The following is a 13,358-nucleotide window of genomic DNA, read 5'->3' on the forward strand; positions in this document are numbered from 1 at the left end:
AAGCTTTATTCTTCTTAGTTTCAAACCATACCTTTGCGGGAGGTTGAAAAGTGAGCTTTAAATCACGCTTTCGCGAAAGCGAAACAACCTCAACACACTGCAATTCAAAACATTATCAATCATATATGCATCTCGATTTTTTGAGCTTAGTAAATTATAAAAGTTTCGCATCTGCAGAATTTGAGCTGGATGAGAAGATTAATTGTTTTGTAGGTAACAATGGTGTAGGAAAAACCAACGTTCTAGATGCTATTTACCATCTTGCATTTGCAAAAAGTTACTTTAATCCCATTACAGTTCAAAACATTAAACATGACGAGGACTTTTTTGTCATTAATGGAAGTTTTAATAAAAATGACCATGAAGAGAAAGTGGTCGTAAGTGCAAAAAGAGGTCATAAACGTGTCGTAAAGCGCAATGGTAAAGCTTATGAAAAATTAAGTGAACATATAGGACTGATTCCACTGGTTATTATATCACCTGCAGATCGTGATTTAATCATTGAAGGTAGTGATACTAGGCGCCGTTTTATGGACAGCGTTATATCTTTAGATAATCAAAATTACTTAAATCAACTGGTTACTTATAATAAGTTGATTCAACAGCGCAATGCGTTGTTAAAATATTTTCAAGCCAACCGTACTTTTGATAGAGACGGATTAGAAGTATATGATGAACAGCTCATCGTACTGGCTACCTTTATACATAAAACTAGAGTGGACTTTCTAGAATCCTTCACTCCTATTTTTAAGAAATATTATGCCTATATTTCACAGAGTGAGGAAGATGTAAATATTTATTATAAATCTGATCTTAATGAAACCGCTGCCAAAGAAGTGTTTGAAAAAGCACTCCAAAAAGACATGCAATTACAATATAGCAGCGCTGGAACACATAAAGACGATTTATACTTTTTACTTAATGGGCATGCCGTTAAGAAATACGGTAGTCAAGGACAACAAAAAAGTTTTTTAACGGCTTTAAAGCTAGCCCAGTTTGAGTTTATTAAATCTCAAAGTGGTACAGTTCCTATTCTATTGCTCGATGACATTTTTGACAAATTAGATGAAAATCGTGTTTCTCAAATAATCAATATGGTGAATGATGAACAATTCGGTCAATTATTCATAAGTGATACGCATCCTGAACGTACAGAACAAGTGGTAAAAGAGATACACCAATCGTATAAGATTTTTAAATTATGAGAAATTTAATTTTATTATTGATATTAATCAGCGTTACTGCTTGCAGTAATAATAGTAAAGAAATGGTAAATGCCATGGAAGGTTATTGGAATATAGAAACGGTCACCTTACCTGACGGTAGCGAGAGAGAATTTCCTTTTTCAAATCATATGGATCATTTTGAAATTGAAGGATATAATGGTGTTAAAAATAGAGTAAGTCCTACTTATGATGGAGGCTTTATTAATTATGGAAGTCCTGTTGCCTTTACATGGGAAGTTGTTGACCAAGATGTTGTATTAACATTTAAAGATGGAGATAGTCGATACCAACAGACCTTAAAAAAGTGTAATGGATCAACACTTATCTTATTGCATGATAACGGAACTGAATACATATATAAAGCACACGAGAATGCGCAAGAATAAAAAAGACGACTTCTTAAATATGAGCGAGGCTTTAAATGATTTTAAAGCTCAAAATAAACTTCAAAAAGGGTTTGCTCGTGTTGATGTAGAAACGGCATGGAAAGAAGTTATGGGTAATGGTATCATGACTTACACAACACAGATTAAATATAGTGGCACTACTCTATTTATAAGCCTGTCATCATCTGTTTTAAGAGAAGAGTTACTTTATGGACGTACTAAAATCATGGAAAACCTCAACAAGCATTTAGGTAGTAATATGATTGAAAAGCTAGTATTGAGATAAAGGTTTATAACTATGCTTTTGCTAAAGCGTAACTCAACTCAACCTTAGAATTTTACAGGTCCATTATTTAAAGTTGTTGATGCAGATTGTTTAGGCTGTTGTTTTTCAATTTCTAATTTCTTATTAAAGATTTTTTGATATAACTCTTTTAAAGTATCAAAGTCTACTGACCATGATAAACCTATTCCTTGAGCATATCCACTTATATCACCTATTTGCTGCAGGTTATCTTCACGATTGAATATTTTAAGTCTTAATGATCCATCTTTATTAAGTAAAAACTCAATTTCTACATTACCTATGACAGCACGCTCTGTGGCACTAGTACTACCTACTGGAACTCCTAGTTTACCATTTATCAAAACACGATCTGTGATTTGAGTTGTCACGGTTACACCGAAACGATCTGATCGCTGTAAATCACTATTAGGATTACGCTCTGAAGCTTCATAATTAACACCAAATTGAATATCGCCATCACGATTACCTACCAGATCATTCACTATACCAGATAAGCTTTCTACTAGGTTACCAGTTACAGCATTTTGACCTATACTGTTAGGATTATAAAATGTTCCTCCAGTAATGAGAGACATAGCTTGTAAATAACGTTGTGCTTTATCTTCTAAACGATATTGAAGCTCTGAGCTTACTACAGAGTTGGCATTCGGGAATTTGATTTCAAACTCTGGATCAAAGTAGGATAAATTCCCTTCTAACTTTGTAATAACCTCTACCGGAATTTGTGAATTTATATTAGGATTATCTAATAGAATCGCAGGATTTGCTTGTGTTTTATAAGTTGCACTTACATCTATGTTAGCTTCTGTTGGACTACCATTCCAGTCCACGGTACCACCTGGTTGAATGGTAAATTCTTTATTAACTATACCGGCATATTTAAAATTATAAATACCATCATAGACTATAAAGTCACCATACATATTAAACTTACCTAAGGTGTTAATTTCAAGTAATAAATTACCAGCGCCACTTCCTCTTAAGTAACTTCCATTTTCTTGATCTACGGTAATTTCTACCTCGGCAGCAGGAGTTACTTTAAGATTAAACCTTAATTCTAAACCTGAAATATCTTTTATTTGAATGTCTTCACCTGATACACGAGCTTCTTTCTCTTCTGGACTTAAGAAGTAAATGACCGAATTATCACCTATACTTTCGGCATCATTTAAGGGTACTTTAAATATGGTGTCTTCTCCGGTAGTAGCATTTACGTCGATAAACAATTTATCTGTAGGTCCACTTATACTTGCTGTACCGTCTATAAATGCGGTCCCATAGTATAAAGATTCTGGCGTTAATCCTGTGTCTAAAACTAGTAATCTATCAGAGCTAAGGTTGAGCCCTAATTCCCAGAAGCCAAAATTCTTATGCTTTATAACTCCAGATAACGTTCCTTTAGTACCATACTTAGTATCTGTTAGTTCAATAGTATTGAAGTCAAATAAATCAGTACTTACAGTAATTTCACTATTTTGAGCTAAGTCAAAATCTGTATTAAGATATGGTATATTCAATCCACCATCTTTTATCACTAATCCACCACTAAGATTAGGTTCTACTAATAAACCTGTAAGACCTATCTCTCCTGTCGCAAATCCTCTCATATTATCGAGCACCTCACCACCTAATGGACTTAAAGCGACTAAATTGAATTCATTAAAATTAAAATCGACGTTAATCTTAGATTGATCACCGGCAGTATTAACCGTACCATTTGCCCAAAGTGTGCGCTGTACGTCATCTTTTAATTGAGCATTTACTTTATACTGGGTTAAATTCTCATTTCCTGCAATAACTAATTCAAAATCTCCTAATGGAGTATCATTTACTTCAAAATCAGATACCGTAAAATCACTGGTAGGTGCATATTTACCATTACTTTGATTTAGTTCTAAAGATCCATTTATGAGGCCTTTCATTTTTAAACTATCTATAGGCGATGTTAAACTAGAAATACGCACATCTTTAAAATCTAAATGAAGTGCTTTATTATCCTTACCACTTACATCACCTGCTAGAGTAATAAACTCTTTTGAGTGTTTAAATACTAAAGTATCTAGGCTAAATTTTTTAAAATCATGATCAAAGGTGAGCTGTACCTCTTTATCATCATTATTTAAAAACCATTTCTTGCCTTGAAATTTAATATCGCTCTTTCTTATTCCTACCACAGATTGACTACTATCGTTTACCGTGTGATAAAAACTAAGGTTGTATTTATCTGATTCCCTTTTTTCACTGGCAAATTCGGTTCTAAAGAATAAGGTATCCTTATTAGTTACATTAATTAGTTTAAAATCATTAACATCATAAACACCATTCTTTACGTTATCAATCTTAATATAGGTATTAAATAAAGGGTTTTGATTATTGATTTGCACATTAACCTTGTCTAACTTAATATCGTCAAAAAGCTTAATTTCTGGTGTTCTAAAAGTCATTTTAAACTGAGCTTCATTTGATGCTACTTGACCTTTTAATGTTGTGTTTTCGCCTAGAGCGATATCTGGAAAAACAAGATCTACTATTTTATCATATATCTGAAATTCATAATCTAGATATTGATCTTTAGTCACGGTTTCTGATCTATAATTGGTATATACATTACCAATAGCGTTTTTAAAAAGCTCAGGTATTTCTTCTAATTTAAATTTACCAGACAATTCTCCTTCTATGATGTCAGGACTATTAATTGTGATTTTGCGCACGTCTTCATCAAATGAGGATACTACTTTAAAATCTTCAAATACATATTCTTTATTATCGTTTTTATAGCTGGCATCTTTAAACTCAACAAAACCATACGCATCATTGATTGTAGTTCCTTGCATCGCCATTACAATATCACCTTTCAATATAGCCGTAGAATCTCTTTTAAAAATATTTATAGCATTTAGGTCTGCATATTCTATGCTAGCCTTAAAGTCATATTTATTAGTTTCTTGTGAAAGATCTGCTAACCCATCAAAGGTCATTTTAATATTGGGATCGTTAATAGATAAGCTTCCATCAAACAATGGCTTTTTAAGTGTTCCATTAACTTTAATGTTACGATAAACATAACCGTTATACTCTAGGTTAATGACACCACCGTTTATATTAGTATTCAATTGATCTGGATTAAAACCTTTTCCATCCACAATTAAATTAAGGGTTGTTTTACCTAAAGACGATACTCCGAGTAGAGAGCCAATGTCTAGGTCTGTTACTTGAACCTTTCCTTTATATCCTGGTTGAGTACTTTGAATATTAGTAAGCACTAAATCGGTATCAAAAGACCCTTTACGAGAAGTACCTTTTAAACGTGACACTACAGTATTTGCATTTACAGATGCATAACCTTGTGCATTAACGGTACCTAATGCGTCAACTTCTACTGGTAAAGATTTACCTAATATGTTTGGCAAAAAGGCTTTTAAATCTTTATTACTAACTCTTAATTGATTAAAGTCTCCTTCAATATAAAATTCATCGAGATTATCTACCACATTTACAAAATGCATATCTCCATCAATAGAGATATCATTAAGTGCTCTGGCCTTCATCTGATCTACATTAAAATCATTGAGAATTCCAGTCATATGACCACTAAGTTCTACTGTTTCATTTTTAACAATCTCATTATAAAATAATCGCAACTCATTAGTTGCTATAATAGATTCATCAATTTGAAAGTCCCAATCCACTTTATTTGTAAAATCAGAGAAATTATTATTCTGGTAATTCAGTTTTAAATCTCCTTCTAACTTTGATCCTGCGGTTTCTATATATAAATCGGCAATGTGAATTTGAGAACTTGTATAAGTGAAATTAGATTTTAGGTTTTTGACTATTAAATCAGTCACACCATTTTCTTCTTTCATAACACCTGTATGCATTAAGAAATCAGAGTTTTCAATACTTGCAGTAATCACACCACCATCAATCTTAAAATCACTAGCAACCATGTTCAGATTTCTTGCATTAAAAGATTCTGGATATTTGATAGTTTCATCAAATACTATAATATGAGAATTAGTAACATTCAGTTCACTTGCTTCTAAAATAAATGGAGCGTTACTTGAACTTTCGCTACTACCAAATTTATCTATGAAAAGACTTAAGTTATCTCTTGCATCTTCTTTATATCTATGAATGTTTAAATACAACCCATCTAATTCTACAGACCCCAAATCTGGTTGTCCATTAAATAAATCGCTAAAACTTACAATAGAGGTTTCTAAATTTCTTACAAATATTACTGTGTCTTTTCTGTGATCCAGCGCTAATGCGTTTTCTAAGGAGACATTACCAGAATAACTGACATGGATTTTATCAATAGAGATGTCAGTATCATAACTATCATTAAGATATGTAGTTGTCCATTGTGCTGCTTTAGTTTGCACTGATGGAAAGCTGAATGCGATTACTAGAATAATAAATAGCACCAGTAGCACTAGTAGTATCCTTAGTAATATTTTTAAAATCCTTTTAATAGTAGTAGATGATTTACTTTTGCAAATGTCACCAATTTTTATGCCTTAGTATCATAATGCCCACACAAAATACATACATTCTTGCAATTGAGTCTTCATGTGATGACACTGCTTGTGCAATTCTAGAAAATGACCGCGTTTTATCTAATGTCGTCGCTAACCAAAAAATACACGAACAATATGGTGGTGTAGTGCCAGAGCTCGCTTCTAGAGCACATCAATCTAATATTATTCCTGTTGTTGAGGAAGCTCTTAAACTAGCAAAAATTGACAAAAAACAATTAAGCGCCATTGCATTTACTAAAGGTCCAGGTTTAATGGGCAGTCTATTAGTAGGTACCAGTTTTGCAAAATCATTAGCATTATCGTTAAATATACCATTACTAGATGTACATCACATGCATGGTCATATTCTAGCGCATTTTATAGATGATGGTCAGGAAAAACCTAGTTATCCCTTTTTAGCACTTACTATAAGTGGTGGACACACTCAAATAGTTCAAGTCAATAGCTCTAGTAATCTAGTTGTACTAGGTACAACTCAAGATGATGCGGTTGGTGAAGCTTTTGATAAATCAGGTAAAATTCTGGGGCTAGGTTACCCAGCAGGACCGCAAATTGATCGATTAGCTAAATTAGGAAACCCAAGAAAATTTGAGTTTCCAGTCCCTAAAGCACCAGATCTTAATTACAGCTTTAGTGGTTTTAAAACTGCTGTTTTATATTTTCTTCAAAGAGAGACTAAAAAAAACGAAGACTTTATAAAAGAAAATCTAGAAGATATTTGTGCCAGTATTCAATATACCTTAATTAAAATTTTATTTAAAAAATTAGAAAAAGCAGTTATTCAAACAGGTATAAAACAAGTTGCTATAGGTGGTGGTGTAAGTGCAAACTCTGGTATCAGAGAACATCTTAAATCTATGGAATCAAAAGGATGGAAAACCTTTATCCCGCCATTTGAGTATACCACAGATAACGCAGCCATGATAGGGATTGCAGGTTATTTTAAGTTTCTAAATAATGATTTTGCAGGATTAGATACCACTGCTTCACCTAGAATACATATGTAATGCAATTATTTTATAATTCTCAATTAGATACTCAATCCACTTCCTTCACATTAGATCGAGAAGAAAGCAAACATGTATTTAAAGTTTTACGCAAGAAAATCGGTGATAAAATTAATCTTACTGACGGTAAGGGCAATCTGTATCATGGAACTATAAATCACATCACTAGTAATAGATGTGATTTAGATATCGCTTTCGCGGAAGCGTATCCACCATTACCATATCAATTACACATCGCCATTGCTCCTACTAAAATGAATGATCGCATGGAATGGTTTCTTGAAAAAGCAACAGAAATGGGAATCACTAGAATTACACCTATCTTATGTAAACATAGCGAACGACAAAAAATTAATCTAGATCGTTTTAATCGTATTATCATTAGTGCGATGAAACAATCACTACAATTCCATAAGCCAAAACTAGATGAGCTTACCACTTTTGAAGATTTTATAAACTCAGACCTATCAGGTTCCAAGTTTATAGCTCACTGTGAAGATGGTGATAAAAACCACCTCATCAATATGATAAGTAAAGGTAATTCGGCAACAGTACTTATAGGACCAGAAGGTGATTTTACGCCACTAGAAATTGAACTAGCATTAAATAATAATTTTAAGCCAGTAAGTTTGGGTGCAACTAGATTGCGCACAGAAACAGCAGGTGTTTACACCGCAGCAACATTGAATATTATAAACAATTAAGGTCTATTTAAACCTATTGTTCATTTTCAATGAGCAAAACACCATCAAGATCAACTTGTTGTTGAACTTCTATTTGATGAATATTTTCTTTTTGTTCTTTCTTTGAATAATCCTCAATGCTTTGAAAAGCAACCGTTCCTAATGCGAGTAACATAGAACAAGTGGGAATAATGATTCTTAACGAAGTGTTAATTTGCATGATAATTGATTTAAGGGGATTTAAATATATATAATTAATCGTAACGACTTAACCTTAATTTCACTTTTATCTAACAATTATTTGTTAATAATGTATCCTTGCTTATTAAGATTGTTAGATATTTGAACATATGAAGAATTTTATACTACTCTTTTTTTGCTCTACATACCTTGTTATGGCACAAGATGTCGCTGTACTTAAGTATAATGGTGGTGGTGATTGGTATTCTAACCCTACAGCACTTCCTAACCTAGTTGCCTATTGTAATCAAGAAATAGGAACTACACTTTCTGAAGACATCGCTACTGTTGAAGCAAACAGCATTGATATTTTTCAATATCCCTTCATACACATGACTGGTCACGGTAATGTGGTTTTTAGTGAAGATGATTTATCTAATCTTAAAAATTACTTGTTAAGCGGCGGTTTTCTGCATATTGATGATAATTATGGAATGAAACCATATCTAGAAAAAGAACTACTTAAATTATTTCCAGATAAAGAACTTATTGAATTACCGGCTAGTCACGAGATATTTAATAATCATACTCAATTCCCACAGGGCTTACCTAAAATTCACGAACATGATGGTGAACGTCCACAAGCTTTAGGTATTTTTCATGAGGGAAGATTAGTCCTATTATTTACCTTTGAATCAGATATAGGAGATGGCTGGGAAAGCCCAGAAGTACATAATGATCCACCAGCTGTGCGCAAGAAAGCGCTAGACATGGGAGCTAATATTATTAAATACGTTTTCACAAACTAATCTATGTCTACACCATTACTTAATTCCAAATCCATAGCATATGGTATTTTAAGAGCCCTACTTATTATAGGTGGTGTCTTTGTATTATTATGGTTTATTTGGAAAATTCAATCGGTATTATTATACATAGGAATTGCAGCTGTTATTTCATTAATCGGTAGACCAATTGTAGTCTTCTTGAGAGATCGATTAAAATTTCATAATACCCTAGCAGTCATAATCACTATATTTTTCATCCTACTTATTCTTGCCGGAGTTACTTATATGATTATACCAATCATGCTAGAACAAGGTGAGAATCTAAGCCGCATTGATATTGAAGAAGTAAAAGGTAACCTCGAGGTTCTTAATATTGAAATAAGTGAATACTTTGGGATTAAACGTGTTAATATTTTTGAGCGCATTCAAGGATTAGAATATGTACAAAACTTTGATGTAGAGTTAATTCCTCAGTTTGTAAATGGAATTTTTGGAACGTTAGGTAATATCATGATTGGACTATTTTCAGTTATTTTTATCGCTTTCTTTTTACTTAAAGATAGTAGACTACTGGTTGAAGGAGTACTCGTTTTCTCAAAAAAAGGAACCGAAGGACAATTCCTAAGAGCGTTCAACAAAATAAAAAAACTGCTTTCTAGATACTTTATAGGCTTGGTTCTTCAAGTATTTGTTCTATTTATTCTCTATAGTATCATTTTACTTATTGTAGGAGTAGAAAATGCTTTAATCATAGCTTTTTTCTGTGCCCTATTAAATCTGATTCCTTACTTGGGTCCAGCAATAGGTTCTATTTTAATGATGGGATTTGTCATTAGTGATAATCTAGGAGCAGATTTTACACATACCATATTACCTAAGCTGGTCATAGTAGCCATAGGATACTCTATTGTTCAATTAATAGATAACTTTATTAACCAACCACTTATATTTGGTAAAAGTGTAAAGTCACATCCTTTAGAGATTTTCATAATTATATTAATCGCTGGATTATTGTTTGGCATTATAGGACTAGTACTTGCTATTCCCACATATACCGCTTTAAAAGTGATTTCTAAAGAATTCTTGAGCGAGTACAAGATTGTTCAAAAATTGACACGCAATCTATAGATGAATTTAAAGCTGTTACAGCCTATAGTGCGAGAATATTTATTGGAACATCTCCATGTAAACGCTGCTTCATTTCTTTTAAAGTCACATCCCTTTGAAGGTATTAGTCCGCAAGAACTTACACAACAGCTTGTCGGATTGCAAAAAGCACGTTTAAAGTTTGAACCGCTATTCATCAATGATCAAGTAATTTTCCCTCCTAAGGTAAACTTAGAGCAAACCAGTTCTTGGTCTACCGCTACTTACAAGGCAAACCTTTTTCATGGTGAGAAAATGATAGATCTTACCGGTGGATTTGGCATTGATACTTCCGCTTTCGCGAAAGCGTATACCAACACCACACATATAGAACTTAATAAAGACTTACAAAGACTAGCTAAACAATTATTTACTGCACAAGAATTAACCACCAAAAGTTATGCTGGTGACGGACTGCAATATCTTATTGAAAGCACATCTATATATGATTTAATCTATATAGATCCCAGTCGCAAAACCGACACAAAAAGCAAAGCGATACAGTTAGAAGATTATGAGCCTAATGTTATTAAGAATCTAGATCTACTACTTTCTAAAGGAAAGAAAGTGATGATCAAAACATCACCCATGCTAGATATAACAGCTGGATTAAAGCAACTTAAAAACGTTTGTGCAATACATATCATCGCTGTAAAGAATGATGTAAAAGAACTTTTATGGATTCTAGAAAAAGACGTAAATGAGGTGATTATTCATTGCGTGAACTTAGAAAGCCAACAACCTGACCTGATATTAAATCATGGCGATACCGCTAGTATTGAACTCAGTGAACCACTGGATTATCTTTATGAACCTAATGCCGCTATAATGAAATCACAAGCATTCGGTCACCTGTGTGAAACGTATGGAGTTTCAAAAATCGATCAAGACGCACATCTTTTTACTGGTAAAAAAAGCACCGATTTCCCTGGCAGAACCTTTATCATAGAAGAGGTAAAGGCATATAAACCCAAAGATATCAAGCGCACATATGCCAAAAGTCATCGCGCTGTCGTCACCAGAAACTTTCGCGAAAGCGTGCACCAACTACGCACAAAATATCAACTCAAAGAACACGAGACCGATTATCTTTTCTTTACCAGTTCTATGGGAAAACCTATTGTAATACAAGCAAAGAAATTATAACTTGTATGCATGAAAAACTTAGTTGTATTAACAGGCGCTGGAGTAAGTGCAGAAAGTGGTATTTCAACCTTTAGAGATTCTGGTGGATTATGGGAAGGACACGATGTGATGGAAGTAGCGTCACCACAAGGTTTTGCCGCAAATCCTGAGCTTGTTTTAAATTTTTATAACCTGCGTAGAGCACAATTGAAAGAGGTCGAACCCAATCTAGCACACCATTGTATTGCCGGAATGGAACGTAATTTTAATGTGCACGTGATTACACAAAACGTAGATGATTTGCATGAACGCGCAGGATCTAGTAATATGATACACTTGCATGGTGAGTTACGCAAAGTGCGCAGTAGCAAGAATTATCATGACCAGCTACACTGGAAAGATGATTTACATTTAGGCGATCTTTGCGAGGCTGGATCACAATTGCGACCACATATAGTTTGGTTTGGTGAGGAAGTTCCTGCGATGGAACAAGCGATAGAAATTACCGCAAAAGCAGACGTGTTACTCATTGTCGGTACATCATTACAAGTTTATCCAGCTGCTGGATTAAAAGATTATGCTCCTGACCACTGCCCTATTTATTTTGTAGATCCACATCCATCTTTAGAGAGTAATGGTAGACTTAAAGTGTTTGCTGAGAATGCGAGTACTGGTGTTCAAAAGGTGGCTGATTTGTTGAATATGGAGTTGTAACAATATGAAATACATTCTCCTTTTATTATCAATCATTTTATTTACAGCTTGTAACAAGTTGAAAAAAGAAGCTTTAATAATTGAAGAAACTATCGACTCTACAATTCAAAAAAAAGAACCTATAATAGAAGAAGAAAAAGTTCCTGAAATAATTTTTCTGGATACCACTTCTCATATGGAGATTTATCAAATTAAATTAGAGAATTCTAAGTATCAATATGAAGTAACAGTTGATTCTAGTTACTGGTATAAGAATACTCAAAATGGATTCTCTTATTTTAAAGATGAATCAAATATAGCTTTTGACAAGATTAGAAAACGACTCAAAAAGTTAGATAAATCTGTTTCAGGTAGAAATGCCATCTTTTTAAATAGTAAATTAAAAATGCGAGGAAACTTTAGACCTCGTGGAAGAGTGATTGAGTATATTTTTAAAAATGACTCTATTGCACAGTCCATTTATGATCAACTCATGCAGGTTAAAAAAGACCTTCGTAAAGATTGGGAAATTGCAGTAGATTGGAAATGCCCGGCTATCATGATTTTAAAAGACAATCGCATCTATCATATTATAACCGGTGGTCATTATATGATGGGAATGGAAAATGAGATCGCAACTGTTATGTTTGAAAAAAATAAAGAAGAATAGCTTGACCGCAAACCAACTCAAAAAAGAACTCCAAAACCTCAAAGCTTATAAAGACGAGCGCGTGAGATTAGGTGTCGCAGCAGTAGAAAGTAATTTACTATCAGAACTAATCGACTTATGTAAACCTGAAAGCGGCGTTTCTCATCAAGCCTGCTGGTCGCTGGAACAATCTTTCTTACTTCACGAAGATTCGTGTTATCCTTACCTCAAAGAAATAGGAGCTTTATATGAAATGCCCATCAACTCCTCGGGAATGCGAGCGCTTTGTAAAATTTCAAGCATCCTTTCTAAAAAGTACTACTGCAAAAAAGAAAGCATTGTAAAATCCTTATTGACTCAAACTATACGTGAACAAATGGTAGAAGGTTGTTTTCAGGTATTAATCACTACAGACAAGACCGCAAACATGGCTTATGCGGTGTATTCACTATTTGAATTTGGAAAAGAGTTTGACTGGATTTATCCAGAGCTTAAACCTATTTTACTTCAAAAACTAGACGAAAATTACGGTAATGGTTTCAAGTCTAGCGCCAGACGTATCATTGCAAAAATAGATTACTAATTAGAGATAAATCAGCTTTTAAAATTGTAATTTAGCACGCT

Annotated in this window: 13 protein-coding genes; 11 read left to right on the forward strand and 2 right to left on the reverse strand. The window is 33.5% G+C overall.

Annotated elements, in window-relative coordinates:
• The first annotated feature begins 125 nt into the window (after positions 1-125).
• The 3 genes from recF to ACJJVI_RS01865 are packed head-to-tail and all read left to right on the forward strand — an operon-like array spanning position 126 to position 1,898.
• Positions 126-1,205, forward strand: coding sequence for a DNA replication/repair protein RecF (recF, locus tag ACJJVI_RS01855; RefSeq protein ID WP_405350004.1), 1,080 nt, complete (start codon positions 126-128; stop codon positions 1,203-1,205).
• A complete protein-coding gene (locus tag ACJJVI_RS01860) occupies positions 1,202-1,612 on the forward strand; it encodes a lipocalin family protein (RefSeq protein WP_042247497.1) in 411 nt (136 codons plus the stop codon). Before recF ends, ACJJVI_RS01860 begins: the two co-directional genes overlap by 4 nt.
• Positions 1,599-1,898 (forward strand): DUF721 domain-containing protein, encoded by a 300-nt coding sequence (locus ACJJVI_RS01865; RefSeq protein ID WP_036584608.1) that lies wholly within the window; start codon positions 1,599-1,601, stop codon positions 1,896-1,898. Before ACJJVI_RS01860 ends, ACJJVI_RS01865 begins: the two co-directional genes overlap by 14 nt.
• A gap of 44 nt (positions 1,899-1,942) precedes the next feature.
• Here the strand turns inward: ACJJVI_RS01865 and ACJJVI_RS01870 are convergent, their stop codons facing one another.
• Positions 1,943-6,307, reverse strand: a complete 4,365-nt coding sequence (locus tag ACJJVI_RS01870; RefSeq protein WP_405350006.1) for a translocation/assembly module TamB domain-containing protein — start codon at positions 6,305-6,307, stop codon at positions 1,943-1,945.
• Positions 6,308-6,453: 146 nt separating this feature from the next.
• Here ACJJVI_RS01870 and tsaD point away from each other — a divergent pair, with 146 nt between their 5' ends.
• Positions 6,454-7,470 carry a tRNA (adenosine(37)-N6)-threonylcarbamoyltransferase complex transferase subunit TsaD gene (gene tsaD / locus ACJJVI_RS01875; protein WP_042296255.1) on the forward strand — a complete coding sequence of 339 codons (1,017 nt, stop codon included), beginning with the start codon at positions 6,454-6,456 and terminating at the stop codon, positions 7,468-7,470.
• On the forward strand, positions 7,470-8,174 hold the full coding sequence (locus ACJJVI_RS01880) for a 16S rRNA (uracil(1498)-N(3))-methyltransferase (protein ID WP_042270171.1): 705 nt from the start codon (positions 7,470-7,472) through the stop codon (positions 8,172-8,174). Before tsaD ends, ACJJVI_RS01880 begins: the two co-directional genes overlap by 1 nt.
• A gap of 13 nt (positions 8,175-8,187) precedes the next feature.
• Here the strand turns inward: ACJJVI_RS01880 and ACJJVI_RS01885 are convergent, their stop codons facing one another.
• On the reverse strand, positions 8,188-8,373 hold the full coding sequence (locus ACJJVI_RS01885; protein ID WP_036584600.1) for a hypothetical protein: 186 nt from the start codon (positions 8,371-8,373) through the stop codon (positions 8,188-8,190).
• 130 nt (positions 8,374-8,503) lie between these two features.
• On the opposite strand from ACJJVI_RS01885, the gene ACJJVI_RS01890 reads away from it, so the two are divergent.
• From ACJJVI_RS01890 to ACJJVI_RS01915, 6 genes are read left to right on the forward strand one after another with little or no spacing between them, the layout of a single operon-like run.
• A complete protein-coding gene (locus ACJJVI_RS01890; RefSeq protein ID WP_405350008.1) occupies positions 8,504-9,142 on the forward strand; it encodes a DUF4159 domain-containing protein in 639 nt (212 codons plus the stop codon).
• 3 nt (positions 9,143-9,145) lie between these two features.
• Positions 9,146-10,249, forward strand: a complete 1,104-nt coding sequence (locus tag ACJJVI_RS01895; protein WP_036584598.1) for an AI-2E family transporter — start codon at positions 9,146-9,148, stop codon at positions 10,247-10,249.
• Positions 10,250-11,413 (forward strand): THUMP-like domain-containing protein, encoded by a 1,164-nt coding sequence (locus ACJJVI_RS01900; protein ID WP_405350010.1) that lies wholly within the window; start codon positions 10,250-10,252, stop codon positions 11,411-11,413.
• Positions 11,414-11,422: 9 nt separating this feature from the next.
• Positions 11,423-12,106, forward strand: a complete 684-nt coding sequence (locus tag ACJJVI_RS01905) for an NAD-dependent deacylase (protein WP_348022328.1) — start codon at positions 11,423-11,425, stop codon at positions 12,104-12,106.
• A 4-nt stretch (positions 12,107-12,110) separates the two neighbouring features.
• The gene (locus tag ACJJVI_RS01910; protein WP_152565617.1) at positions 12,111-12,755 is read left to right on the forward strand and encodes a hypothetical protein; all 645 of its coding nucleotides are present in this window, start codon (positions 12,111-12,113) and stop codon (positions 12,753-12,755) included.
• Complete coding sequence (locus ACJJVI_RS01915; protein WP_405350012.1) at positions 12,733-13,317, forward strand: adenylosuccinate lyase; 585 nt, start codon at positions 12,733-12,735, stop codon at positions 13,315-13,317. The genes ACJJVI_RS01910 and ACJJVI_RS01915 overlap by 23 nt, the downstream gene beginning before the upstream one ends.
• Positions 13,318-13,358: the final 41 nt, after the last annotated feature.

The sequence above is a fragment of the Nonlabens sp. Asnod3-H03 genome, assembly GCF_045063665.1.
Classification (GTDB): Bacteria; Bacteroidota; Bacteroidia; order Flavobacteriales; family Flavobacteriaceae; genus Nonlabens; species Nonlabens ulvanivorans.

Bases quoted from the DNA above. Each gene is read 5' to 3' on its own strand.
- recF (WP_405350004.1), top strand. From the start codon at position 126: ATGCATCTCGATTTTTTGAGCTTAGTAAATTATAAAAGTTTCGCATCT.
- ACJJVI_RS01860 (WP_042247497.1), top strand. From the start codon at position 1,202: ATGAGAAATTTAATTTTATTATTGATATTAATCAGCGTTACTGCTTGC.
- ACJJVI_RS01865 (WP_036584608.1), top strand. From the start codon at position 1,599: ATGCGCAAGAATAAAAAAGACGACTTCTTAAATATGAGCGAGGCTTTA.
- tsaD (WP_042296255.1), top strand. From the start codon at position 6,454: ATGCCCACACAAAATACATACATTCTTGCAATTGAGTCTTCATGTGAT.
- ACJJVI_RS01880 (WP_042270171.1), top strand. From the start codon at position 7,470: ATGCAATTATTTTATAATTCTCAATTAGATACTCAATCCACTTCCTTC.
- ACJJVI_RS01885 (WP_036584600.1), bottom strand. From the start codon at position 8,373: ATGCAAATTAACACTTCGTTAAGAATCATTATTCCCACTTGTTCTATG.
- ACJJVI_RS01890 (WP_405350008.1), top strand. From the start codon at position 8,504: ATGAAGAATTTTATACTACTCTTTTTTTGCTCTACATACCTTGTTATG.
- ACJJVI_RS01895 (WP_036584598.1), top strand. From the start codon at position 9,146: ATGTCTACACCATTACTTAATTCCAAATCCATAGCATATGGTATTTTA.
- ACJJVI_RS01900 (WP_405350010.1), top strand. From the start codon at position 10,250: ATGAATTTAAAGCTGTTACAGCCTATAGTGCGAGAATATTTATTGGAA.
- ACJJVI_RS01905 (WP_348022328.1), top strand. From the start codon at position 11,423: ATGAAAAACTTAGTTGTATTAACAGGCGCTGGAGTAAGTGCAGAAAGT.
- ACJJVI_RS01910 (WP_152565617.1), top strand. From the start codon at position 12,111: ATGAAATACATTCTCCTTTTATTATCAATCATTTTATTTACAGCTTGT.